We start from the raw sequence: 26,390 nt of genomic DNA, 5'->3' as shown, positions 1-26,390 counted from the left end.
TTATATCGGCACAGGAACTGCAGAATTTAAGTTTGTACTACCAGTGCTTTTACCCCAACAATAAATACCTTTATTATGTTTAGCAATACCACAAACATATGTTTTAGATACACTTAATCTACTAAACTTAATATCTGTTTTAACTTTTTGTGGCTGACTAAAGTGTCCTCGTTTTCCATTACCAAGCTCTCCTTGCTCACCATCACCCCAGCAATAAGCATTCCCTTGTTTATCTAGGGCACAAGCATATTTACTTTGACCATATACTTTTTCAAACTTATTATCATCACTAAAGCTCACACCTAAAGAGTCTGTAGCTTTAGCCTGCTGCTCTTCAGGCTGATCAGTATTCTTCTCATTAATACAGTAAATATTATAGTTTTTATCCATGAAGCATTTAGAACCATTCTTCGCACTAATACCTTTAGCTTTCTGAAGTTGTTTGTAATGATCTTCTATTTGTTTAGCATTATCATTCTTTGAATCAGGTTGAATAATATCGTAGTGGCCAACCCTAAGCTCACCCGAAGCATAGTAAGCTATATTCTTGTTATACTTATTGTTTCTGTCATATGCAGAAAAGAAACTTTGTGTAAATGTTTCAAGAGCAAAGGCGCTACCACATAAAAGTATAAGGGCTATTATAATTACATTTTTTCTCATAAATAAACTTCTTAATATCATATTTTAAATCTTAACAGGTACTGGTGAGTCTAAATTGACAGTACCTTTATTATTTTTCCCCCAACAATACACCTCATTAGATTGCTTAGCAACTCCACAAGTATATGTTCTTGCCATTATTAATCTACTAAACTGTATATCCGTTTTAACTTTTTGTGGTTCATTAAAGAGACCCTTTTCTCCATTACCAACCTCACCATAAGTACCATCTCCCCAGCAGTAAGCATGGTCACTCTCATCTAAAGCACAAGCATAGTGCGCTTTTGTGTATACTTTTTTAAACTTAATCTTAGTATCAACCTTATGTGGCAGAGATGCTTTATTTTTCACATCTGGAGTTCCTAATTGACCTCTTTTATTACTACCCCAACAGTAAGCTTCATCAGTACTATCTAATGCACAGTTAAAATCATCACCTTCACTAACACCCTTAGATTTCTTTAGCTTCTCAAGGTGTTCCAACATTTTTTTACTTAGCTTTTTACCGCTATTATTAGTTGTATCCTTTCTAATCTTATAATCTCCACACCTTACTTGGCCTGAAGCATCATAGCTGCAATTATAATTCTGTGAATCATCTTTGCCAAAGTCAAAGCCATACTTTTGTATCTTCGCATCATCTCGAAAGTTGTTGTTTTTAGGTACAAAATTACTAGTTGAATGATTATGATCATCAAAAAAAGATTGGGTAAAGGTAGCAAACGCATTAGTACATAAAAATATAATCGTTAGAAAAATTATAATTTTTTTCATAAATAAAGTTATTTTCAAAATCTCGAATATTATTAATTAATAATAAATCAAAAAGCTCTCAAGTGAAATTCTATAAAAAGATTTTTTGCTCTGCATAACGTAAAAAACTAAAAAACCTCTCCTCTTTTGTATAGTTATCTCTGTCGACATATGGTTTTGTTATAAGTATTGGATAACATCCAGCAATAAAACATGCTAAACAGCCTGTCAAAAGCCGATCATCAACAAGAGCAACTTCTTGCGACTGGCAATTCAAAGTATCTATTATTTTATTAAGACCATCCGGATAGGGCTTTTTTGCAACACCAGATATAAATCTAATTTTAGGAAAGTATCTTTTAAAGTACTCGAGCCTTTCTTGAGTTGGCTTATTTGAAAGAATAAATATATTCCCCTCATCAAATTTAGTAACAAATTCATCTAGCCACAGCTTAACTTCTTCAAGAATTTCTGGCTTACCATGACTTGCTAGCACTCCATCGAAATCTAATGCTAGATACTTAACTTTTTTTTGATATAGAAACTGTGGTGTCAAATCAACAATACTCTCTAAACAATTGCCATACCTTAGAGATTTAAGCTTTTTCCTATACTTAAACATTTGTTTCATTGTATATAAAGATCGACTAAGCATTTTTTTTCATATCCATATCTTTTTTTAAATCTAGAGCTCTTTGATAAATATCATTCTTTTTAAGACCTAGTAGCTCTGAGGTTAATTTAACAGCTTTCTTCAAAGGTAACTCATCAAGCAATGCTGCAAGCAACAAATCTTGATCAATTTTTGAAGAATCTGATATATCGAAGCCATTACAATCAATAATAACAACAAACTCACCCTTTAACTTTTCTGGAGAATTCTTAAAGAAGTCTATTACATCTGCTGGTTTACCATTAATAAAAGTTTCAAACTGTTTAGTCAACTCTTTTGCAACAGCTATATCTACATTTGGTAGAAGACTATCTAAGTCCTCAAGTAAGTACTTTATTCTATGCACAGACTCATAGAGTATAATCGTTGTGCTAAGCTTCTTTAGCTCTTGTATTTGCTCTTGCCTTTTTGCTTTTTTCGCAGACAAGAATCCTTTAAAAATAAAACTATCAGAAGGTAGCCCTGCAACTGATAAAGCCGTAGTTACAGCACTAACACCAGGGATTGGAACTATTTTATAATTATCATTACGCAAACTTACTACTATCTTATATCCAGGATCTGATATTAATGGAGTTCCAGCATCACTGACCAAAGCAACCTTTTTTCCATCATCCAAAAGTTGCTTAACTTGTTGCACCCTGGACTCTTCATTAAAGTCATGACACGATACCAACTTTTGCTCATATTTTATATTAAGACTCATTAAGAGCTTTGCTGTTACACGAGTATCTTCTGCTAAGATCACATCAACTTCTTTCAGCACATCTATAGCACGAAGGGTCACATCTCCAAGATTACCTATAGGCGTTGCTACAACATAAAGTATCGATTTATCTACACTACTCATCTAAAATCCCCACTAAATTTGTAACATCTCCCGCACCTTGTACTAGGATAACTGTATTTTCATCAACAGCTTGTTTTAAGGTGTGTACAGCACTTTCAAAATCATCAACTAATACACAATTAGTGAGCTTTTTAGCGATATCTTTACTTTCTGCTCCTAAAATAACCTTCTCACTAGCTGCATAAGTCGGTAATAGAATTAACTGATCTGCTAAGCAAAGAGCTCGTTGCCAATCTTTAAATAAATCTCTATTTCGAGTATATCTATGTGGCTGAAACACATGGATAACTTTTTTATTTGGAAATCTATCTCTAACAGCAGCCAAACAATTAGTAACTTCTACAGGATGATGGCCATAATCATCAATTACTTGTATTTTGTGTCCAGAGATATTTCTTGTATATAAATCAAATCTTCTAGCTACACCCTTAACTCTTAGTAGTGCTTGTTTTATATCTTGATATTCAAAACCAAGATCTAAACAGCAAATAATACATGCTGTAGCATTTTGCACATTATATTTACCTGGTAGCTGAATAAGAAAATCTAAACATTCACCTTTATAACAAACCTTAAAGTGAGTATATCCACTCTCTACAAAATAGTCCTCTATCAAAGCATCCGCTTCTTTTGAAAAACCATATGAAACTATATTTTTATCTAGTAGAGTTGTTTTCTCTAACAGATCATTACAACCTTTATCATCAGCACATAAGTAGATATCTTTAATAGCTTGTTTAGATACAAACTGTAAAAAGTTATCTACAAGGTTTTCATAACTATTTTGATAGGTTGTCATATGATCAAGGTCAATATTTGTAACTACTGCACATTGGGGGTTTAAGTATAAGAATGACGCATCACTCTCATCAGCTTCTATAACTAGCTTATTTTTACCATTAATTTGAATATTAGAGTCAGAATGCTTAACCACCCCGCCAACGATAAAGCTACTACTTTCATCAAGATGGCACAGTAAAGTTGCCAAGATACTTGATGTTGTTGTTTTGCCATGAGTCCCTGTTATAGCAACGCTATAATTAAAATCTCTCATAAGAATTGCCAAGAACATTGCTCTCTGCAGACATTCTATGCCAAGAGTTTTTGCTTTTTGTAATAATTTGTTATCTGATGATATAGCACTTGAGTAAACGACCAAATCATAATCATCTAAAACAATATTATCTAGTGAGGTATATATTTTAGCTCCAAGGGATTCTAGCTTCAATGTCAACTTATTCGGCTTACAATCATATCCCGCAACAGTTGCTCCAAGGCTTCTAGCTGCAATTGCAAGTGCAGAAACTCCAATACCACCAACACCAAGAAATAATATTTTTTTATTCAAATTTGATTGTACAGCAAACGCCAATATTTCATATACTTAATATCATATCATATTGACTTTACTAGTCACAGCTTTCGCCAGTATTTAAATACCGCCTTACTTAACTCCTGCAACATACCTTTACCATCAGCCGCTCGTATGCTGTTATCCTGACACCAGTTTGTAAAAACAGTCCCCCCATCTGCATACATAAGATCATACGCAAATGCATCTTTAGAGAAATTGGTGATTTTTAACGGAAGCATCTCTTTATAAATACTTGATGATGTTGAGTTAATAACAACATCATAGCTGCCTGTGATATTACTAAAATCTTCAATCTCTATAGCGAAAGCTGATCTAAATAAGTCAGCAATTACTTGAGCTTTCTGCTTAGTTCTATTTGTAATAGTTAAAGAACTTGGAGACTCCTTTATTAGCGCAGCCACAACAGCCTTTGCAGCTCCCCCTGCACCAGCCACGAGAATTTTCTTATTCTCAAGCTCAACTTTATAATTATTTTTAATATCATTAACTATTCCTAAACCATCATAATTTAAAGCTATCATCTCACGCTTAGGAGTAAAAATAACATTACTAGCTGCTCCTACAGCCTTTGCAGTATTATCTGAGTCATCTGATAACTCAAAAACTCTTTCCTTATGTGGAACCGTTACACTCAAACCTTTAATTTGAGGATTTTTTTTAAACTCTGCAATTTTTTTGTCTAAGTCCTCTGGATTAACTTCTACAGCTGTAAAAATCATATCTTGATCATACTGCTTAGCTAGCTCCATTTGAATTTTTGGTGATAAACTATGTTTCACAGGATATCCAATAACATGATACAGATCTGACATTGATAACTTCTTTAAAATTTTATAATTAATAGAAATTATATCATGCTAAAAAACACTATTAACTTGAATAGAGCAAAAAAAATAAATATCATTAGGCACATAAAAATTAAGAAAACTCTAATATTATCATGAAGAAAATAGCAATAACATTAGGATTAAGTGTGTTTTTATCTATTGGATTTAGTTTACAAGTATCTAGTGGCTCAACTCAAAAGATTAGCTCTGGATCTAGTATTAAAAAAGCTCCTTCTGCTATGAACGCAATGCCAATAAATGTAACTGCTCAACAGGTAAAACAAAATAAAATACAAATAGATCAACCTAAACAAAAAGAACAACTTGTTGGTTCTAGCTCTTCAACATGGACTCCAGCATACCTTAAAGTTAAAAAGTTCAAAAAGTGTCTTAGTACAGAAGAGTATAGAGGTTGGAAAGGATATTGTTTGCCTAAAAAACAACCTAAAGGATGTCCTGACACATCTTGGAATCAGCTAAATAAGATGAACCTAATCCCTTGTTCCGAATAATCATCCCATAAATAATATTTGACTAATTTCTGTCTTTTCTATAGAATACCGAAACTATTTCTGTGATTTATATAATAAAGAAAAATTTAAAGAGGAAAATAAAATGAAAAGAACATTTCAACCTTCAAACTTAAAAAGAAAAAGAACTCATGGTTTCCGTGCTCGTATGAAAACTTTAAGTGGAAGAAAAGTTATCAGAAACAGAAGAGCTAAAGGTAGAGCTAAGCTTAGTGCATAATTTTTGTTTAACAAAACAAAATATACTTAATAAGAGTGAGATAAAACAGGCTTTTAATAGCGTTGAAAATAAACTAAGCACGCTACACTTTACCTTTTTACTAAGCAAAAGAAATATTAAAGATCCTGGCATATGTGTGATCTTGCCTAAAAAAAGCATAAAAAAAGCTACCAAAAGGAATCTTTGTCGAAGACTTGTTAAAGAGTTTTTTCGTTTAAACAAATTTTTCTTAGACCAGAAAAGCCTGATTGTACTAAGCAAAAAACCGGCATCTCAAGCTACTAAGGAAGAGTTGTGGCAATCTATAGAAAAATTCTCTCATTTTTTAAAAGAATCGCAGTAGTTCCTTTTATACTACTAATCAAGTTTTATCGCTATTGTATTAGCCCTTTTTTCCCGGCTAGATGTAGATATTATCCAACTTGTTCTGAATATGCTCTAGAAGCTCTAAAATCTCATGGTATACTAAAGGGATTGTATTTAACCATACGTAGGCTCTTGCGTTGCCATCCATTAGCAAAAAGAGACTACTTTGACCCTGTTCCGGCAAAAATAAAAGGTTTAAAAAAATAATGAAATCTAATCATGTAAGAATATTACTATTAATCATAATAGCAATAATGTTTATATCTCTAATGGGCAAATGGGAGCAAACCTTCCCTTCTCATGACAATACCCAGCAGCCTACAAAAACTCAAGATAATAGTCATTACACAAAATCTACTGACTCAACATCTAAAAATGTAATAAAAGATCAGACTCCTAGCTTAACAGCTAAAACAAGCTTCTCAAAATATGATAAAGCTGACAGTGTAACTATAAACACAAATGTTTTCAAAAATCTAAAAATTAGCTTATTGAATGGTGCTATTACTTCAGCATCGTTAAAGGACTATACAGTTAGTCTTAAAGATAAAACTCCTATGAACCTTCTAACAGAAAAACAAGGTTCTGAGTATATCGCCAAAAGCAGCATTGTCATAGATAGAAAGCCAGTCAATGTAGAGTTTAAAAATCAAGGCATCAAAAAAGAAGGTGACAAGCAAGTTCTAACATTATCTGGATCTGTTGATGGTCTAAATATAACAAGAACGTATACTTTTGATGATTCTAAATACAATATTTCTATAGATCAAAAAATCACAAACACTAGTTCTAATCCTATCAATGTTATCGTTGATGATTCACTTGCTAGAGATTTTGATCCTGCTGGAGATAGCTTTAGTTTATTAAATGCCCATAGCTATACTTTTACTGGAGTTGCTTACTCAACTCCTCAAGATAAGTTTAGAAAAGAATCTTTTAAAGACATCTCTAAAACTAATGGTAAACCTACAGTTGTTGATAATAATGGTCAAGGTTGGGTCGCATTCTTAGAACATTATTTCTTGACTGCTTGGATACCACAATCATCAGACTCAAAAATATACTACAAAAATCTAAATGATAATGTTTTTGAAGCAGGTGAATACACAGGTGTAACTATAGCACCTAATCAAACACAAAGTGTTTCTTCTGTTTTATATACAGGACCAATCATTAAGGACAACCTTGTTAGCCTAGCCCCTAACTTAGAAAAAACTCTAGATTATGGCATGCTTTCATTCTTCTCAGAAATTATTTTCTGGGTAATGAGTCATATTCATGCATTAGTTGGCAACTGGGGTCTATCTATCATCTTGGTTACTGTGCTTATTAAAGCAATATTCTACCCTCTTTCTGCTAAGAGCTACCGTTCTATGGCAAAAATGAGAATGCTACAACCAAGAATTAAGCGCCTTCAAGAAACTTATAAAGATGACCGTCAAGTTCTTGGTAAGAAAATGATGGAAATGTATAAGGAAGAAAAGGTAAATCCTCTTGGTGGATGTTTACCTATGGTAATCCAAATTCCAATATTCATTTCATTATACTGGGTATTACTAGAGTCTGTTGAATTAAGACATGCTCCTTTTATTTTCTGGATTCATGACTTATCGATGAAAGACCCTTACTTTGTACTTCCTGTCTTAATGGGTCTATCAATGTTCTTACAGCAAAGACTTTCTCCAGCTCCGGCTGACCCTATGCAAGCTAAGATAATGATGTTCTTACCTGTAATATTCACATTCCTATTTGCATCATTCCCATCTGGACTTGTGTTATACTGGTTAACAAATAACCTAATAAGTATCCTACAGCAGTGGATGATAACGAGACGCTATCAAGCAACACACAAAAAGTAGTATTTATTTAACATATGGATAAAACTTTTCTAAAACCAAAATACTGGGGAATTTGGATATTAGTTGGCTTATGTAAAGCTATTGTGAATATCCTGCCATACAAAGCCTTAATGCGACTAGCTATTGGTATTGGTTTCTTAGCGAAGCCTCTTGCAAAAAAGCGTAATCAAATTGCCATCACTAACTTAAAGATAGCTTTTCCTGAAAAATCAGACCAAGAAATAAAAAAACTTGCTGATGAAAGCTATAAATCTGCGTGCATGGCAGGTTTTGAAAGCCTAATAGCTTGGTTTATGTCAGATAAAAATTTCAAAAAATTAAATATAGATATCTCAGAGTTTGATACTTTTATTGATACCCATAATGATCCAAATAAAACCCTTTTAGCATTAGGGTTTCACTTTCACTCATTAGAAATTGCTGGAAGATATGTCGGCAACAATATTAAACCTCTTTCGATAATGTATCAAAAACATAGTAGCCCTTTAATGGAACACATCATAACTACTTCTCGTGAGAAGTATATTGATAAATGCTTCCAACGTAAAAATATAGTTTCTGTAATAAAGAGCTTAAAAAGAGGTATGACTATGTGGTATGCCCCTGACCAAGATTTCAAGGAACATATTATTTTCGTAGACTTCTTCAATAAGCTTTGCTCTACTTTGACAGTTACACCGTGGCTTGCACAAAAAACAGGCGCTACGGTAGTACCGATGTACTACATTAGAAAAAAAGATCTCTCAGGGTATAAATTAATTTCTTGTGAGCCAATTGAGTTTACAGGAGATCCATACAAAGATGCTAACATGACCAATAGATTTCTCGAAAGTGCTATTCGTAAGTATCCAGAACAATACTTATGGCAACATAGGCGTTATAAGACAAGACCTCCTGGCGAAGAAAAAATCTATTAATTATTTATGATTGATGGAGTATATGTTAAACTTTAAAATAGTATCTTAACCGTAAGAGTATAATGTGAGCAGTAAAAACCTTAAACCTGAAAACTGGGGAATATGGATTATAGTCGGCATAATGAGATATGCTTCGAAACTGCCTTTATTTACACATAAATACATTGTCCTATTTATTGGATTTATAATTAAGCCTTTCCTAAAAAGCCGAAATGCGATTGCTAGAGAAAACCTTAAAATCGCTTATCTAGAGAAATCAGATAAAGAAATAGAAAAGTTAGTTAAGAAAAGTTACTACTCTATGGTACTCTCTGGGGCAGAAACTACAGCAGCTTGGTTTTTATCAAAAAAAAGATTTAATAAAATAACATTTGAATGGGGCGAAGGATCTAGAGAAAGATTTGAGAAATACCACACAGACCCTAATCAAAAATTAATTACATTAGGATTTCACTTTCACTGTATTGAAATAATTGGTCGTTATATCGGTCAAGAGTTTCCCCCTTTCACGGTAATGTATCAAAAAAATGGTAATGATCTTATAGAGGATCTGATAAAAAGCTATCGTGAAAAAAATCTATATAAATGCTTAGATAGTAAAAACTTTATAGCTGTGATCAGAAGTATAAAAAAAGGCTACAGTATGTGGTATGCTCCAGATCAAGATTTTGGCTTAGAAAGCTCTGGTATTGAAAACTCGGTTTTTGCGCCATTTTTTGGTAGACTTTGTTCTACTCTTACAGTAACTCCATGGCTTGCTCAAAAAACAGGAGCTGTTGTATTACCTGTCTATTATGTAAGAGAAAAATGTTTAGAAAAATATAAGATTGTAACTGGAGAGCCATTAGAGTTTACCGGAGATGCTTATAAAGATGCCGAAATTACTAATCGTTTTCTTGAAGATGCTATTCGTAAATACCCAGAACAATACTTATGGCAACATCGTCGCTATAGAACCAGACCAAACGGCGAACCACAAATTTACTAGAGTTTTGTTAATATGTTTAAGAAAAATTTATTTATTAAAGGGTTCTCTTTAGTTGAACTGATGGTTGTAATAGCAATCATAGCTATTCTTGCATCTATAGGAATACCCATGTATAACAACTATACATTAAGAAGTCATCGCAGCGAGGCAACTTCTGAACTATTATCAGCATCAAATGCTGCAGATAGCTATGAAATTCGTAACGGCTCATTCCCATCTGGTAGCAATATAAACTCTTTCTATCATGAGAATTCGCAAAGCGGACTTTATAGATTAGCATATGCTAGCATAAACTCAGGCTCAGGATATACAATTACAGCTACAGCACAAGGAGCACAAACAGCAGATACTCCTTGTACAAATATTGAACTACAAGTTAGTGGAGCTATTATTGATAAAACTCCTGTAGCATGTTGGAACTAATATTACTTAATTAATAAAGCAAGGACTACAAAAATGGCAAACTATAGCACAAATGAATTCAAAGGTGGCTTAAAAGTTTTAATAGATGGCAACCCTATGGTTATTGTTGAAAATGAATTTGTTAAACCTGGTAAAGGACAAGCTTTTAATAGAGTTAAACTTAAAAATTTACTTAACGATAGAGTTATAGAAAAAACTTTTAAATCAGGTGAATCTGTTGAAGCAGCAGATGTAGAAGAGTTAACTGCTGTATACTCATATTTTGATGGTGATAGCTATGTCTTTATGCACCCAGAAACATTCGAACAATATATGGTTTCTGAAGAAGGGCTTGGTGAAACTAAAAAGTGGTTAAAAGACCAAGATGAGTATCAAGTAATTTTATTTAATGGCCAACCGATATCAATTATCCCACCAAATTTCGTAAGCCTTGAGATTGTTGAAACAGATCCTGGCCTAAAAGGTGATACTGCGGGTACTGGTGGCAAACCTGCAACATTATCTACAGGGGCTGTTGTAAGAGTTCCTCTTTTTGTACAAACTGGTGAAGTTATTAAAGTTGATACTAGAACATCTAGCTACGTATCTAGAGTTAAGGACTGATAAAATATGCAATCTTCAAACAACTTAGTCTGGATCGACTTAGAAATGACAGGTCTTGATGTAGAACAATGCCAAATAATTGAAATAGCTGCGATTATAACAGATAAAGACTTAAATGTTGTTGCAGAAGCAGAACCTATAGCTATCTACCAACCTGATGAAGTTTTAGAAACCATGAATGAGTGGTGCATAAAAACTCATGGCGAAACTGGACTTACTCAAAGAGTTAAAGATAGTACAATAACTCTTGAAGAAGCTGAATTAAAGATTCTTGAGTTTATCAAGCAATATGTACCATACCAAAGTTCTCCTTTATGTGGCAATTCAATATGGCAAGACAGAAGGTTTTTAGCTAAATATATGCCTAAAATAGATGACTATTGTCACTATAGAATGCTAGACGTTACAAGCTTGAAGCTTCTAAATGAATATTGGGGTGATGGTGAATTTTTTAATAAAAAAGCGACACATAAGGCACTTGATGATATCCAAGAATCTATCGCAGAGCTAAAGTTTTATAGAAAAAAACTATTATCACTTTAAGAATAGATAATATAAAAAACAAATCAACACTACTTTCATTATTACTGTCTAGAAAATTACATTGATGCAGAAAAACCATTAAAGTTAGTGGAAACTACAGAGTCATCAAAGGTCTATCAGATACAATATTATTTATAAAAATAATGTAATAGCAGCAATGAACCACAACACTGCAATAAATATTTGATAACAATTCTCATTATCGTGTATCACAATTAAATATCTTTTGCTATACTTGTTACACCAAATTAGCTTTAAAAAATATATTCTTGAGAAATCACTATGAAATATGCTTTAGTTGGCAACCCAAACTGTGGTAAAACAACGATATTTAACTCTTTAACAGGACTTAATCAGAAGGTTGGTAACTGGTCAGGTGTAACAGTCGATAAGAAAATAGGTACTTTTAATTCAAATAATAAAAAAATAGAAGTCATAGATATCCCTGGTATTTACTCTTTATCTGTATCTGATGAGAATTCTATCGATGAGCAAATAGCATACTCTTTTATTGTTAAAGAAAAACCAAATGCAATCATTAATGTAGTAGATGCCTCAAATCTAAATAGAAGCTTATATTTAACTGTCCAGCTTATAGAGCTTGGCTTGCCAGTAATCTTAGCTGTCAATATGGTAGATGTCGCAACTAAAAAAGGTATTGTTATACACTATGATAAGCTAGAAAAAATTCTAGGATGTAAAGTTTTACCTATAGTTGGCTCAAAAAATGTTGGTATTCAAGACCTAAAACAAACTTTAGCAAATGCACAAAGCACACCAAACTTTGACCTAACTAAACATTACCCTAAAGAGGTCTTTGATTTAGAAAATCAAATTAGTGAATTGCGTAATAATCATATAGGTAACTTGTGGCTAACAACAGAGCTACTTGATGGTAGAAATATTCAAATTGCGCAAGAAGTTAAAGCTAAAGACTTAGATGCTTTAGAGAAATCTATAGATAGAAAGCAAAATTTTGATATTGCTAAATCTCGTTATCAAGCAGTTGCAGAGATTATAAATGCCTCAACTGAGAGTAAAAAAGTATCACGCATTAATCTAACAAATACTCTAGATGCAATATGTATGAACAAATATCTAGGAGTCCCAGTATTTTTACTGATGATGTACCTGATGTTCCTATTTTCCATTACTTTAGGGGCTGCTGTACAGCCTCTATTTGATGATTTCTCTAGTGCTATATTTATTGATGGTGTCGCTTACTATTCAAATTTAATTGGCTTACCAATACCTATTACTGAAATATTATCACAAGGCTTTGGCACTGGTATTAATACCGTTTTAGCATTTATACCTCAGATAGGCTTCCTATTTATATTTCTATCTATACTCGAAGACTCAGGTTATATGTCACGGGCAGCATTTGTGATGGATAAATTTATGCAGTCTATTGGCTTATCTGGTAAGGCTTTTGTACCATTAATCGTTGGTTTTGGTTGTAATGTTGCTTCAGTAATGGCTGCTAGAACTCTAGAGACACGAAAAGACCGACTTATGACTATTATGATGTCACCTTTTATGTCTTGCGGTGCAAGGCTAGCAATATTCTCAGTATTTGCGACTGCTTTCTTCCCAAACCATGGTGCATCGATAATATTCTTACTCTATATCACAGGTATCATAGGTGCCATAATAACTGGCTATGTTATTAAATTTACCTTTCTAAAAGGAGATACTTCTCCATTTATTTTAGATATACCAAACTATCATCTTCCTCATGCTAAAACAATCATGATATATAGTTGGAATAGATTAAAATCATTCCTTATTCGCGCGGGAAAAGTTATTGTCCCAGTGGCAATTATTGTCGGGAGTCTAAATAGTATTTACGTAGCGAAAAATGAATCACTTCTTAGTTATGGTAGTAAGAAAATCACCCCTATATTAAACCCTATTGGGGTTAGTGATAATAACTGGCCAGCGACAGTTGGTCTAGTAACAGGAACACTTGCAAAAGAGGTTGTTGTGGGTACTTTAAACACGATCTACACACAAGCAGATGATGATGGTATTCCCAAAAGCTTTAGCGCTATTGATAGCTTTAAGGAGGCTGTGAGTACTACCATCAATAACTTTAAGCATATTGATTTTAACCCAATAACCTCAAATGAGGCCGATGCAAATATGAGTACTGCAGCTATGGGTAATATGGTTAGTAAATTTGGCTCCGGTATTGCAGCTTTCTCATACTTACTTTTTGTACTATTATATATCCCTTGTATATCAGTAATAGGTGCCACAGTTAGAGAAGCTACGCGAGGATGGGCTATTTTATCAATAATCTGGAGCACCTCAATTGCTTATGTAGCTGCATTATTAGTTTATCAAACAGCTAATATTATTAATGCTCCTATAAAATCAGTAAGTTATATTATTGGTGCTATTATTTATACTTTAATTATTGTTTTCACGATGAAGTATTTATCAACTAAGATAAGATTTGTTGCTAACCTTACAGGATGCTCAAGTTGTAACACTAAATGCTCTTAACTTAATTAAATAACCAACCTCTTCTATTTATTTTTTATAATTTCTTTAACAAAACTCTTTAATCTCTCTATAAAAATATGATACGATGAAAAATAGTTGCACTTGAGGGTGTAGCAACATCAATTTAATTTATAAAAAGCTTGAGAGGAGTTTTTATGTCAAAGTTTGTTTATGCCTTTAGTGAAGGCAATAAGTCTATGCGTGATTTATTAGGTGGAAAAGGTGCAAATCTTAGTGAAATGCTAAATAGTGGTCTTCCTGTACCTGACGGATTTACCGTAACAACAGAGGCTTGTCTTAAATACTACGATGACCGTCAAAAACTAAGTAAAGATGTTAGAGAACAGATATTTGCTCACATTGCTAATTTAGAAAAAAGAACAGGTAAAACTTTTGGTGGTGGCAATAACCCTCTACTTGTATCAGTGCGTTCTGGAGCTAGAGTTTCTATGCCTGGTATGATGGATACCGTTCTAAATCTAGGTTTAAATGATGACGTTGCTAGAGCTATGGTAGCTAAGACAAACAATGAACAATTTGTTTATGACAGCTACAGAAGATTTATAATGATGTTTGCTGACGTTGTCATGGACTGTGAGAAAAAACCTTTTGATAAAATACTTGATGATAAAAAAGAAAAAAGAAAAGTAAAAAATGACTGTGATTTAAGTGCAACTGATTACAAAGATATTGTTGCTGAATATAAGAAAGTTTATAAAGATCTAGTCGGTAAAGAATTCCCTACAGATCCAGTACAGCAGCTGCTAGCTGCAGTCGAAGCAGTATTTAGATCATGGAATGCTGAAAGGGCTATTATATATAGAGAAATCAATAATATCTCAAATAACTGGGGTACTGCTGTTAATGTTCAGGAAATGGTATATGGTAACTCTGGTAATAACTCTGGTACTGGAGTGGCTTTTACAAGAAACCCTTCTACTGGTGAAAACAAACTCTTTGGTGAATACCTAATCAATGCTCAAGGTGAAGATGTGGTTGCCGGTGTAAGAACTCCTGCACATATATCGACCCTTAAAGACAAAATGCCACAAGTATTTGAAGATTTTGTAAAAATTGCTAAAAATTTAGAAAGAGTCTATAAAGATATGCAAGATATGGAGTTTACTATCGAAGATGGTAAGCTTTTCATGCTACAAACAAGAAATGGTAAAAGAACAGCAAGAGCGGCATTAAAAATAGCAGTTGATATGGCAAAAGAAGGCTTAATCACCAATGAGGAAGCTGTGATGATGGTGGAGCCACACTTATTAGAACAACTCCTTCATCCTAAATTTGATGAAAAAGCCCTAGCATCAAAACGCCCTCTTGGATCAGCTCTTGGAGCCTCTCCTGGTGCAGCTAGTGGAAGAATTTACTTTGATGTTGAGTCACTACTTGCAGCAAAAGCTCGTGGTCAAGAGAAAACCATACTAGTTAGGGTTGAAACGTCTCCCGAGGATATTGCTGGTATGAATGCTTGTAATGGTATTCTTACATTACGTGGAGGTATGACTTCACATGCTGCTGTTGTTGCTCGTGGTATGGGTAAGTGCTGTATCTCTGGACTAGAGTCAGCAAGGATCAATGAGGAAAAAAGAACTATTACTTTCGAAAGAGGCCAAGTTTTTACAGAAGGTGACTACTTATCTCTTGATGGAACAAAAGGTAATGTCTATAGAGGTATTATCAAAACTGTAGATCCTGAAGTGACTCAAGACTTTGAAGATTTTATGAAGTTCGTTGATAGTGTACGTAAGCTTCGCGTTAGATGTAATGCTGATACATATAAAGATGCTTCTATAGCTAGAGCATTTGGCGCTGAAGGTATTGGACTATGTCGTACTGAGCATATGTTCTTTGAAGAAGATCGTATCTCATATGTTAGACAAATGATCTTAGCAAAAGATAAAAAAGAAAGACAAAAAGCTCTAGATAAATTACTTCCTGTACAGCAACAAGACTTTGAAGAGCTATTTGAAGCTATGGACAAACTAGCTGTAACAATCAGATTTATCGACCCTCCACTTCATGAGTTCTTGCCACATGAAATTGATGAAATAGATGCTTTAGCAAAAGAACTTAATATTAGCTACAATGAGCTAGAAGCACGAATTGAGTCTCTCAGTGAAATGAATCCTATGATGGGACATCGTGGCTGTAGGCTTGCTGTTACATATCCAGAAATCATAGAAATGCAAACAAAAGCTATTATATATGCTGCAATTTCAAGCAAACGTATGGGCATCGATGTTCAGCCTGAGCTAATGATACCTCTAGTAAGTACTCTTGGTGAGTTTAAACTTTTAAGTGGAATTGTTAGGGAAGTTGCTGATAATATCTTAAAACGTGAAAAAATGGAAATTGAGTATAAAATCGGCGTAATGCTTGAGACTCCTCGTGGTGCTATTGGTGCAGGTATGCTTGCTGAAGCCGGTAGTGAGTTTTTCTCATTTGGTACAAATGATCTAACTCAAATGACTTTTGGATTTAGTAGAGATGATGCCAATAAGTTTATAAAAGATTATCTTGAGCATGGTATCTTAAGCTTTGATCCATTTGCCAGACTTGACCCTAAAGGTGTTGGTAAGCTAATGGAAATAGCTAAAGAAGGCGTAAAAGCTGTAAATCCTAATGCTAAAATGGGTATCTGTGGTGAGCATGGTGGTGAGCCATACTCTGTCGGTTTCTGCCATGATTTAGATCTTGATTATGTATCTTGTTCTCCATTTAGAGTGCCAATTGCAAGATTATCAGCAGCTCAAGCAAAAATTTATGCAGATCGTAAGTAGTTCTTTTAAATTATTTTACTTCCTAACTATTCTCAAAAAAATCAACTGTTATGCTAAAACTAGGTTTACACTAAAATATTATATGGCTACAATAACTATATTAACTTTTACTAAGAGTATCTTGCCTAAAGTATTCTTATACTCAAAAGATAAGGGAAAATGCATAAAATAGTGAATTCATGTATGCCGACGGCAATACATATAGATATTGGTCCTATAGCTAAGATGTCAGGTAATAGTAAAGCTTTTTTTAAAGTCTTTACTACTGTATTCTTTAAAAAAAGCAAATCTCAAAGTAATTCTTCTCAAGCACTCCTCTCCCTCTCAAAAAATACTCTATGTCTCTAATAGCAGACACTAAATAAAACTATTTAAAATTTAACTTAAAAAAATAATTAAATACCGAGGATAAAAATGATAGATAAAATTTGGAAAAATGGTGAAATCATCTCTTATGAAGATGCAAAAGTTGGAATAGATACCCATGCTCTACATTATGGTTCTGCTGTATTCGAAGGCGTAAGAGCCTATGAAACTCCTAATGGTGTTGGTATCTTAAAATTAAAAGAACATATGGAAAGATTTATATACTCAATGAGTGTTCTTGGAATGGAAAGTAAATATAGCGTTGATGCTCTATGTCAAGGTGTAATCGATATAGTAAAAGCTAGTGGCAAAAAATCATGCTATATAAGACCTTTAGCATATTATGCTGAAGGAGGTATAAGTGTATTACCATCCAATGCTCATCCTGTAGATATTGTTATTATGTGCCTTGATCTAAATAAGTATACTGATATCAAACTTGCTAATATTAAAATCAGTAAATATATTCGTATTCACCCTCAGTCTACAATCTGTGATGCAAAACTTAGTGGAACTTATGTAAATTGCATATTAGCATCAGGAGAAACTAGAGGTACTAACTATCATGAATCTGTAATGCTTGATATAGATGGAAATATTGCTGAAGCTGGTGCTATGAATATTTTCATTGTAAAAGATAAAGAAATTATAACGACCCCTCCAGGGACAATACTAAATGGAATTACTAGACAAATCATCATACAAATTGCTAAAGACTTAGGTTATAAAGTCACAGAACGCTTATATAAGGTAGATGAACTAATTGATGCTGATGAAGCCTTCTTATCAGGAACTGCTGCTGAATTAATTCCTGTTGGAAGTGTTGATGATAATCAGCTTAAAGACTCCGATCATAAAATAACGGTACAGATAAAAGAAATCTTTGAAAAACTCAATAAAGGAGAAGCTTACAAAGATTTTTTAACATATATAGAGGAGTCATAAATATTATGAGTAAGAAGAAAATTCATATTTTTGATACAACTCTTAGAGATGGTCAACAATCCCCTGGTGCAGGTATGTCTTTTGAGGATAACATTACATATGCTGATCTTGCAGATAAACTAAATATTGACATCATAGAAGCTGGATTCCCATCGGCAAGTAAAACTGATTTTGAAATAGTGAATACTATTTCAAAGAGAATGACTGATAGAAAGTCAAATATGACTATTGCTGGATTATGTCAGTTACGCAAGAACCAAGTTGAAATCACAATGGATGCTTTACGCCCTTCTCTAGAAATAGGCAAAGCAAGAGTACATATGTATCTACCGGTAGATCCTAATTTAGCCCAAGCAAGCTTAGGTAGCAAAAATGAGAATGAACAGAATATCAAGAATGTTTACGAACTAGTTAAGCTTGCAAGTGATGAGGGCTTTGAGGTTGAGTTTAGTGCTGAAGGATATTCTAAACTTGGCGATACATTTGACTATGTAACGGATGTTTTTAGAGCTGCTGTTTCAGCTGGAGTTTCTGTAATTAACTGTCCAGATACAATTGGTGGCGCATGTGAAAGAGAAGGCGATAATTATTTTGTCAAAAATATGGCTAAGCATGCTGAAATTATTAAAAAAGAATTTCCTGATAAAGACATAATCTGGTCAGCTCATTGTCATAACGATTTAGGTTTGGCATTAGAAAATTCTATGAATGCGGTTTTTGATGGTCCTGCAAGACAAATTGAAGGTTGTATTAATGGTGTCGGTGAAAGAGCTGGTAACGCCTCTTTAGAGCAATGTATTATGTTTCTAAACCTTTTTGGTAAACAAAAAGACTGTCACTACTACAATGATATTGATATTTCTAGCTTTAAAAATATCTCTGATTTTATTGGTGATAGAATGTTATCAAGACAACCTCACTACCCTATTACAGGGCTAAATTCAGCTAGACATACGTCTGGTGGCCATACTAATGCTATATTAAGTAATCCTCTAGCATACCAACCATTTCACCCAGAATCTGTTGGTAACGAAATTAGCTTTGTCTTTGGTCCTCTTTCAGGAGGTAATCATGCTAAAAAGATTATCGAAGAAAATGGCTACATTTGTGATGACAAAGAAAAAGCAAAAATTGCTCAACAAATAAAAGATATTTATCATGAACGTAGAAAAGGTATTACCGATGAAGAGCTAATTACTGCTTATAAAGAAATCAAATCACCAATAAATGTAACAAGTATTGACTATGGAAAGTCTAATGGTGAAACATATGTTGAGCTAAAAGGAAGCTTCTTTGGTAATACAGTCTTTAGAATCACTGACCATGGTGAAAACTCTGCATTATCTGCTTTACTAAAAGGTATACAAGAGTATATTCCTGGGGTTAATATTTCAGACTACTTCTCAAGATCATTAAAAGATGATGGTATTAACTCTAAATCAGAAAGTACAATCATAATTAAAACAGGTGATAATAGTCCTACTTTTAAAGGTGTTGCTACTGATCAAGATATAGAGGTCTCGACACTTAAAGCTCTAATTACAGCTACAAATAAATTATATGTAGAAACAAACTATAGTGCTTGATATAGCAAAAAATACGATAACATAAAACGAAGCAAGTAAAACAAAATGTAGGAAATATAATATGGCAAAGAATATTATAGATAAAATCTGGGATGCTCATGTTGTAAAACAAATACCTGATTTTCCAGATATTTTATATATAGATAGAATGCTTATGCACGAAGTAACTTCAGCTCAAGCATTTGATAGAATTAGGGAATTAAATGTACCTATAAATAACACTAAATCAATCATTGCTACTGTAGATCATAGTATATCAACATCTACAGTTAATCGTTTAGAGATGGAAGATAAAGTTGCTCAAGCTCAAGTTGAAAAGCTTCGTAGCAATGTTAAAGAATTTGGAATTGATTTTTATGACTTTGAAAGCCAACATCAAGGTGTAGTTCATGTAATGGGCCCAGAGTTAGGATTTACTTTACCAGGAACAACTCTTGTATGTGGTGATTCTCATACTTCAACACATGGCGCATTTGGTGCTTTAGCATTTGGAGTTGGAACATCTGAAGTTGGGCATGTGCTTGCTGCAAACTGTATCCTACAATATAGACCAAAGACAATGAAAGTTGAGTTTGTAGGAAAACCTTCAAAGCTAGCAACAGCAAAAGATATTGTAATGAAACTAATTGCTAATATTGGTATTGGTGGTGCTGGGGGCTATGTAATTGAGTATGCAGGTGACGTAGTTAAGGATATGACTATGGAAGAGCGTATGACTCTATGTAACATGTCTATAGAATGTGGTGCAAGAGCTGGTCTAATCTCTCCAGATGATAAAACTTTTAGCTATTTAAAAGGCAAAAAATACGCCCCTCAAGGCTCTGATTTTGATAAAGCTATTGAAAAATGGAAAAATCTAGAAAGTGATGAAAATGCATACTTCGATAAGTGCATAGAAGTAGATATAAACAACCTAGAGCCTATGGTAACTTGGGGAATAAACCCTCAACATGCAATTAGTATATCTGCCAAGATTCCAAATCTTAAAGACATTCCAACTCACCAACATAAGTTAGCTCAGCAAGCTTATGATTATACTAAATTTAATGCTGATGAGGATATCCTTGGTAAAGAGATTCAATGGGCATTTGTAGGTAGTTGTACAAATGGCCGTATTGAAGATATGCGTGCTGTAGCTGAAATACTAAAGGGAAGAAAAGTCGCTAAAAATGTAACTATGTATATAGTTCCTGGCTCTGAACAAGTTAGAAAAATAGCAATATCAGAAGGCTTAGATAAAATCTTTATAGATGCTGGTGCTGAATTTAGAATGCCAGGTTGCTCAATGTGTCTAGCAATGAATGATGATAAAGTTCCAGAAGGTCAAAGATGTATAAGCACATCAAATAGAAACTTTATCGGACGTCAAGGTAAAGGAAGTATAACTCATCTTGCATCACCTCAAACAGTAGCTGCCAGTGCTGTTATGGGCAAAATATGCAGTGTTGATAAACTATAAATAAGGAGTTATAAGAAAATGCAAGCTTTTAAAAAATTAACATCTAATGCAATTCCTTTATGGCTAAGTGATATTGATACAGATATGATTATCCCTGCTAACTTCCTAACGCAAATAACAAAAGATGGTTATGGTAAGAGTTTATTTCACAATCTAAAAGAAAAAGATAGTGATTTTATTTTTAACAATCCTAATTACTCTAACTCACAAATATTAATAGCTGGTAGTAATTTTGGTTGTGGATCATCTAGAGAACATGCTGTTTGGGCCCTTACTCAAGCTGGTATCAGAGCAATAATAGCACCTTCTTTTTCTGATATATTTTTCAATAACGCGGCTAAAAATGGCCTATTATTAATATCGCTAGATAAGGATATTGTTAAAGGTTTATGTGACAAAGCAGAGGATCCAAAGTTTAATGTAACTATTGACCTTGAAAACCAAGCAGTTTCTGCTGATGGACATACTTATAATTTTGATTATGATCCTTTCCGTAAGAATTGCCTTATCAAAGGACTTGATGACATGACTTACCTTATCGACAACTTAGATATAATCAAACAATTTGAACAATCAAGAAGAGATTAAAATGGAAAAAAATATTGCTATATTAGCTGGTGATGGAATCGGCCCTGAAGTTATGGGGTCAGCAATTAAGGCTCTTGATGCTATAGCTAAAAAATATAATCACAAATTTAATTATACTGAAGCTTTAGTTGGTGGTGCAGCTTACGATAAATATAAAAGCCACTGCCCAGAAGAAACATTAGAGGTCTGTAAAAACTCTGATGCCATACTTTTTGGCTCAGTTGGAGGCCCTGTTGAAGCTCAAAATGACGAAAAATGGCAAGGCTGTGAAGCTAATAGTATTTTAGCTCTTAGAAAACACTTTGGTTTTAATATAAACATTCGCCCTAGCCAAATATTTCCATCGTTAAAAGAAACATGTCCTTTAAAAGATAGCCGTATTGCAAATGGAGCTGATATTGAAATCTTTAGAGAGCTTTCTAGAGATATCTACTTTGGCGAACATAAAACTTTTACTGATGAAAATGGTACAAGATGTGCTACAGATATTGCTGAATATGATGAGCACACTATTAGAAATATTGTTACTCAAGCATTCGAAAGAGCTACACAACGATCAAATAGATTAACATCTGTGGATAAAGCAAATGTTTTAGATACATCACGACTATGGAGAAATATAGTTAATGAAGTAGCAAAAGACTATCCAAGTGTTACTGTTAACCATATGTATGTAGACAACTGTGCTATGCAGATGGTTCTAAACCCAAGTCAATTTGATGTAATGGTTACAGGCAATCTGTTTGGTGATATTATCTCTGATCTTGCTTCTGTTCTACCAGGATCTATTGGCCTAGTTCCATCTATTAGCTTAAATAAAGATGGCTTTGGTCTTTATGAGCCTTCTGGTGGTTCTGCATATGATATTAAAGGCCAAGGCAAGGCGAACCCTATCGCACAAATATTATCAGCCTCTCTAATGCTTTCTTATTCATTTGGATTAGTAGCTGAAGCTGAAGCTATTGCAAATGCAATTAATTTAACTCTTGAAGATAAATTTAGAACTCAAGATATCTATACTCAAGGAACTAAACTATCTTCTACTGAAGAGTTTACTGATGAGATTATAAAAAGATTATAATCTTATTTATCCTAATGAAATATCATATCTACTAGCTATAGTAGTCACAATCTTGGCTACTACAGCATATAGGACACCTAAGATAATCGTAATTACACCTAACCATAGGAAGTAACTTTCATAAGTACTTAAACTTACTACCGGGTTAATCTTACCATCTGGCATAGCTACAAGCTGACCTAATTTACCAGATAAAGCACCTCCTAAAGCAACTGCTAGCATAAAAAATCCCATACCTAAAGTTACTATTTCTTTTCTAAAATAGATCGCTATTAGAGAAAAACCTAATGCTGCAACTAAAAGCTCTGCTAATGCGCCAAAGAAGAAGTAAACAAACATCCAATTACCATTAACAAAACCATCAACCTGTGTCAGCTTTATCACCAAATATAAACTTAAAGGAGCTACCCCTGCAATTACAGTTCCTATAGAGTATTTATATGGAATTGATAAATGTTTTATGCTATTTTTATAAAAAATAGCTAATATCGGACTTAAAACAACTAGCCAAAAAGAGTCTAACGATGCGTAAGTTGCTGGAGATACACTCAAACCTATCAAATTAAGCTTAACATTATGTTTAGCAAATAGTACTAAAGTTAAAACATCTGACTATATACAATAAAGTAAATAACTGCTTCAATAACTAAAATTACACCTATTATTTGTAGAATGGTTTCTTTGACATCATTAGTATTTTTTGCGTCTACTAACATATATACAAATGTTAAAATACATAAAGATATTATTAGATATAGAGAAATATCTGTAACTTGAAATAAGCCATAACAGATAAATAACTGAGCTAAACATGCTAAAGATATAAACAATTTAATCTTCATAGTCATTGGAGGTAAATCTGAACTTATATTGCTTAAAAGCTTAGCTCTCCAAAGATAGTTTGATATTGCCAAAAACATACCTATAACACATACTATGAAAGCATATGAATAATTGGTATATTTAGCAATTATGGGGGTGAATGCAATAGCAAGAAAGCTACCTATATTTACACCCATATAATATAGTGTAAATGCAGAGTGTGATTGCGATGGATTATCATCAAAAATTCTTGAAATTAGTGAAGTTGGCGCAGGTTTAAAAAGTCCATTACCAACAATTATAAGAGATAGCGCCCAACTAACATGACTCAAGCTAGTTGAGCTAGCCAAAATTATATAGCCTAATAATAAAAATACAGCTCCTATAACCAAAGCATTTTTAACACCAATATACTTATCCGATAAGTATCCACCTATCGTCGGTGTAATGTAAATTAGCGAAGCAAATATCCCAAAGACTAAATACCCTTGTGACTCACTAATATGACTAGCTGTTATAAAAAGCATAAAAAGGGCTTGGAAACTATAAAAAGCATATCTCTCCCATAACTCCACAAACCATAATACAGAAAACTGCCTTACTTTTAGATCTTTTATCAAAATCATTCCTTTATTAATTATTTTTTAGATTAAGGGGATAATTTAACCTAAATATTGCTAAATCTAAAGTAGATTTTATTTTACTGCTTATAAAATTGACTCTAATCACCTAGTCACATAAACTTTTTTATATACATATACTTTATTTTAAAGAAATGGCTATAGATAAGCTTGATGAGAAATCCTTTCGGATCCATGCTACGAATGATGCTGTAATCTGTTTTGACTACAATACAAATGATCATGGTCAATTTAAACTTTATGATGGCAGTAATGTTGTCGAGTGTTGCAAGATACGAACTACACCACTAAAAACAAAGTATTACCATATTGAATGGTTATTAGAGTCAAATAAAGAATATATTCTTAAAATCATCTGTGATACCAAGAACCTAGATATTCAAAATGGCTGGGTATATGATGATACGCTACTTGAGTATGGAGGAGTATGCTTTAGTCTTAAATATGGGCAATTTCAGTCACATCACTCTCATGACAACTCTAATCTAAAAGATACTGAGCGCCTACAGTATCACTTTACAGCTAAAGACGCTTGGTTAAACGATCCTAATGGCCTAGTTTACTTTAAAGGTAAGTATCATATGTTCTACCAGCATTATCCTTATGGTAAGCATACAGCAATTTTACACTGGGGACATGCTGTATCTAAAGATATGGTACATTGGCAACATTTACCTATTACAATTTATCCGCAAAATGACCTTGATGATAGATATATAGGTGGTGCATTCTCAGGTAGTGCTATGGTTGTAGATGACGAACTTTTTCTTGCCTATACAGAGCATTTTGAAGACCTAGAAAACTCTCCAGATATTTTTATAGAAAAGCAAAATCTAATAAAAAGTAAAGATGGTATACATTTTTCAAAACCTGAAAGTATTATTAATCGTAAGCCTGATTTTTGCTCTTATGATTTTAGAGATCCTAAAATATGGTTTGATAAAAATTTTAACTGCTATTATATGGTGATTGGCACTTATGCGAATAACTATCCAAGCGTTGCACTGTATAGATCTGATGATGCTAAAAACTGGCATTATCATAGCATATTATTTCAAGAAAAAGCTATCTCAGGTAGAACACTAGAATGTCCCGATTTATTTTATCTAGATGGTAAATATGTGTTAGTGCTATCAATTTTTACAACAGAAAATAAAAAAGATTTTGATTACCAATCTTTCTATTATATTGGTGATTTTGATGGTAGATACTTCTCTGCTAAAACTCCTGCTACATACATAGACTCTGCAAAAGAGTTTTATGCTCCGCAGACTTTTGAAGCAAACGGTAATAGATATGCTATTGCTTGGATGAACTCTTGGGAAGATCATAAAAATCGTGCCAAAGAAGATTCAGCTGGCGCAATGAGTCTAATGAGACAGTTCAAAGTAAAGGATAACAAGCTTATTTCCTACCCTGTTGATACTTACAAAAACCTTAGGGTACAACACTTACAACCAATAGTTTTTAATCAAAATACTATCCTACCAGCAAAACTTATTGAGTTAAATCTAGAGTTTACTTCGGGTAATCAATGGCAACTAGACCTTTTAGAAAATAAGCAAGAATTTGTGATTAGCATTTGCTATCAAAACAATCAGATCTCGGTAGAAAATAGTCTAAATCAAGTTATGGATAAAGCCTTTATAAAAGATATAAATTCACAAAATATAACTGTAGATATCTTTTTAGATACAACAAGTATTGAGCTTTTCGTTAATAAAGGTCAAGAGTCTATAACTATGAGATTTGAACGCTCTACTGACATAAAGGATACAATGAAGATTATAGCTTCAGATCAGAAGAACCTAGCTATCAAACTATATAAACTAAATTCAATATGGCAATAAAACTTAGAGAGTATACAAATGGCATCAATTAATACAAATAATCAACTATCAACATTCACTGTTCCAGAAAGCCTAAAGCTAAAAGCGACCCTTTACAGACTTTTGTGTAAATTTTTCATAGGCTACCAATCCTATCTTCAAATTTAATCATAAAATGTGCAA

Annotated in this window: 26 protein-coding genes; 18 read left to right on the top strand and 8 right to left on the bottom strand. The window is 33.3% G+C overall.

Annotated features, from left to right (window positions below; genetic code table 11):
* The 6 genes from AB8E56_RS02520 to AB8E56_RS02495 all read right to left on the bottom strand — a co-directional run bounded on the left by AB8E56_RS02520 (window position 1) and on the right by AB8E56_RS02495 (window position 5,126).
* Window positions 1-663 carry an RCC1 domain-containing protein gene (locus tag AB8E56_RS02520; RefSeq protein ID WP_329477640.1) on the bottom strand — a complete coding sequence of 221 codons (663 nt, stop codon included), beginning with the start codon at window positions 661-663 and terminating at the stop codon, window positions 1-3.
* Between the two features lie 24 nt (window positions 664-687).
* Entirely contained in the window at window positions 688-1,437 is a 750-nt protein-coding gene (locus AB8E56_RS02515; RefSeq protein ID WP_329477638.1) for a regulator, read from the bottom strand.
* A 70-nt stretch (window positions 1,438-1,507) separates the two neighbouring features.
* Window positions 1,508-2,071, bottom strand: a complete 564-nt coding sequence (locus AB8E56_RS02510; protein ID WP_329477635.1) for an HAD family hydrolase — start codon at window positions 2,069-2,071, stop codon at window positions 1,508-1,510.
* A complete protein-coding gene (rsmI, locus tag AB8E56_RS02505; RefSeq protein ID WP_329477633.1) occupies window positions 2,064-2,939 on the bottom strand; it encodes a 16S rRNA (cytidine(1402)-2'-O)-methyltransferase in 876 nt (291 codons plus the stop codon). Before rsmI ends, AB8E56_RS02510 begins: the two co-directional genes overlap by 8 nt.
* The gene (gene murC, locus AB8E56_RS02500; protein WP_329477631.1) at window positions 2,932-4,287 is read right to left on the bottom strand and encodes a UDP-N-acetylmuramate--L-alanine ligase; all 1,356 of its coding nucleotides are present in this window, start codon (window positions 4,285-4,287) and stop codon (window positions 2,932-2,934) included. Before murC ends, rsmI begins: the two co-directional genes overlap by 8 nt.
* 65 nt (window positions 4,288-4,352) lie before the next feature.
* Window positions 4,353-5,126 (bottom strand): shikimate dehydrogenase, encoded by a 774-nt coding sequence (locus AB8E56_RS02495; RefSeq protein WP_329477629.1) that lies wholly within the window; start codon window positions 5,124-5,126, stop codon window positions 4,353-4,355.
* A gap of 128 nt (window positions 5,127-5,254) precedes the next feature.
* Between AB8E56_RS02495 and AB8E56_RS02490 the strand changes: the two genes are divergently transcribed.
* The 17 genes from AB8E56_RS02490 (at window position 5,255) to leuB (ending at window position 22,915) form a co-directional block, all read left to right on the top strand.
* Window positions 5,255-5,653 (top strand): hypothetical protein, encoded by a 399-nt coding sequence (locus AB8E56_RS02490; RefSeq protein ID WP_329477627.1) that lies wholly within the window; start codon window positions 5,255-5,257, stop codon window positions 5,651-5,653.
* 103 nt (window positions 5,654-5,756) lie between these two features.
* Complete coding sequence (gene rpmH / locus AB8E56_RS02485; protein WP_329477625.1) at window positions 5,757-5,891, top strand: 50S ribosomal protein L34; 135 nt, start codon at window positions 5,757-5,759, stop codon at window positions 5,889-5,891.
* A complete protein-coding gene (rnpA, locus tag AB8E56_RS02480) occupies window positions 5,833-6,234 on the top strand; it encodes a ribonuclease P protein component (protein ID WP_329477623.1) in 402 nt (133 codons plus the stop codon). Before rpmH ends, rnpA begins: the two co-directional genes overlap by 59 nt.
* Entirely contained in the window at window positions 6,186-6,464 is a 279-nt protein-coding gene (gene yidD, locus AB8E56_RS02475; RefSeq protein WP_329477621.1) for a membrane protein insertion efficiency factor YidD, read from the top strand. Before rnpA ends, yidD begins: the two co-directional genes overlap by 49 nt.
* The gene (gene yidC / locus AB8E56_RS02470) at window positions 6,464-8,116 is read left to right on the top strand and encodes a membrane protein insertase YidC (protein ID WP_329477619.1); all 1,653 of its coding nucleotides are present in this window, start codon (window positions 6,464-6,466) and stop codon (window positions 8,114-8,116) included. The genes yidD and yidC overlap by 1 nt, the downstream gene beginning before the upstream one ends.
* Before the next feature lie 14 nt (window positions 8,117-8,130).
* Complete coding sequence (locus AB8E56_RS02465; protein ID WP_329477617.1) at window positions 8,131-9,033, top strand: LPS biosynthesis protein; 903 nt, start codon at window positions 8,131-8,133, stop codon at window positions 9,031-9,033.
* Between the two features lie 64 nt (window positions 9,034-9,097).
* Window positions 9,098-10,021, top strand: coding sequence for a lysophospholipid acyltransferase family protein (locus tag AB8E56_RS02460; protein ID WP_329477615.1), 924 nt, complete (start codon window positions 9,098-9,100; stop codon window positions 10,019-10,021).
* A gap of 12 nt (window positions 10,022-10,033) precedes the next feature.
* On the top strand, window positions 10,034-10,444 hold the full coding sequence (locus AB8E56_RS02455) for a type IV pilin protein (protein ID WP_329477613.1): 411 nt from the start codon (window positions 10,034-10,036) through the stop codon (window positions 10,442-10,444).
* A gap of 33 nt (window positions 10,445-10,477) precedes the next feature.
* Window positions 10,478-11,047, top strand: a complete 570-nt coding sequence (gene efp, locus AB8E56_RS02450) for an elongation factor P (RefSeq protein WP_329477611.1) — start codon at window positions 10,478-10,480, stop codon at window positions 11,045-11,047.
* Window positions 11,048-11,053: 6 nt separating this feature from the next.
* A complete protein-coding gene (gene orn, locus AB8E56_RS02445; RefSeq protein ID WP_329477609.1) occupies window positions 11,054-11,590 on the top strand; it encodes an oligoribonuclease in 537 nt (178 codons plus the stop codon).
* A gap of 282 nt (window positions 11,591-11,872) precedes the next feature.
* A complete protein-coding gene (gene feoB, locus AB8E56_RS02440; protein WP_329477607.1) occupies window positions 11,873-14,101 on the top strand; it encodes a Fe(2+) transporter permease subunit FeoB in 2,229 nt (742 codons plus the stop codon).
* A 155-nt stretch (window positions 14,102-14,256) separates the two neighbouring features.
* The gene (ppdK, locus tag AB8E56_RS02435) at window positions 14,257-16,890 is read left to right on the top strand and encodes a pyruvate, phosphate dikinase (protein WP_329477604.1); all 2,634 of its coding nucleotides are present in this window, start codon (window positions 14,257-14,259) and stop codon (window positions 16,888-16,890) included.
* A 414-nt stretch (window positions 16,891-17,304) separates the two neighbouring features.
* The gene (locus AB8E56_RS02430; RefSeq protein ID WP_329477602.1) at window positions 17,305-18,201 is read left to right on the top strand and encodes a branched-chain amino acid transaminase; all 897 of its coding nucleotides are present in this window, start codon (window positions 17,305-17,307) and stop codon (window positions 18,199-18,201) included.
* Between the two features lie 5 nt (window positions 18,202-18,206).
* Window positions 18,207-19,787, top strand: coding sequence for an alpha-isopropylmalate synthase regulatory domain-containing protein (locus AB8E56_RS02425; protein ID WP_329477600.1), 1,581 nt, complete (start codon window positions 18,207-18,209; stop codon window positions 19,785-19,787).
* A 61-nt stretch (window positions 19,788-19,848) separates the two neighbouring features.
* Window positions 19,849-21,246: a 3-isopropylmalate dehydratase large subunit gene (leuC, locus tag AB8E56_RS02420; protein WP_329477598.1), complete on the top strand. Its 1,398-nt coding sequence runs from the start codon at window positions 19,849-19,851 to the stop codon at window positions 21,244-21,246.
* A gap of 18 nt (window positions 21,247-21,264) precedes the next feature.
* Window positions 21,265-21,834 carry a 3-isopropylmalate dehydratase small subunit gene (leuD, locus tag AB8E56_RS02415; RefSeq protein ID WP_329477596.1) on the top strand — a complete coding sequence of 190 codons (570 nt, stop codon included), beginning with the start codon at window positions 21,265-21,267 and terminating at the stop codon, window positions 21,832-21,834.
* A 1-nt stretch (window position 21,835) separates the two neighbouring features.
* Window positions 21,836-22,915: a 3-isopropylmalate dehydrogenase gene (gene leuB, locus AB8E56_RS02410; protein WP_329477594.1), complete on the top strand. Its 1,080-nt coding sequence runs from the start codon at window positions 21,836-21,838 to the stop codon at window positions 22,913-22,915.
* Between the two features lie 6 nt (window positions 22,916-22,921).
* Here leuB and AB8E56_RS02405 read toward each other — a convergent pair whose 3' ends face one another.
* Both AB8E56_RS02405 and AB8E56_RS02400 read right to left on the bottom strand, forming a co-directional pair.
* Complete coding sequence (locus AB8E56_RS02405) at window positions 22,922-23,467, bottom strand: hypothetical protein (protein WP_329477592.1); 546 nt, start codon at window positions 23,465-23,467, stop codon at window positions 22,922-22,924.
* 47 nt (window positions 23,468-23,514) lie between these two features.
* A complete protein-coding gene (locus AB8E56_RS02400) occupies window positions 23,515-24,357 on the bottom strand; it encodes an oligopeptide:H+ symporter (RefSeq protein ID WP_329477590.1) in 843 nt (280 codons plus the stop codon).
* A gap of 155 nt (window positions 24,358-24,512) precedes the next feature.
* On the opposite strand from AB8E56_RS02400, the gene AB8E56_RS02395 reads away from it, so the two are divergent.
* Complete coding sequence (locus AB8E56_RS02395) at window positions 24,513-26,228, top strand: glycoside hydrolase family 32 protein (RefSeq protein WP_329477588.1); 1,716 nt, start codon at window positions 24,513-24,515, stop codon at window positions 26,226-26,228.
* Window positions 26,229-26,390 lie beyond the last annotated feature (162 nt).

This window comes from Francisella sp. 19X1-34 (assembly GCF_041102755.1).
Classification (GTDB): domain Bacteria; phylum Pseudomonadota; class Gammaproteobacteria; order Francisellales; family Francisellaceae; genus Francisella.
This window is presented reverse-complemented; position numbering and strand designations above follow the sequence as displayed.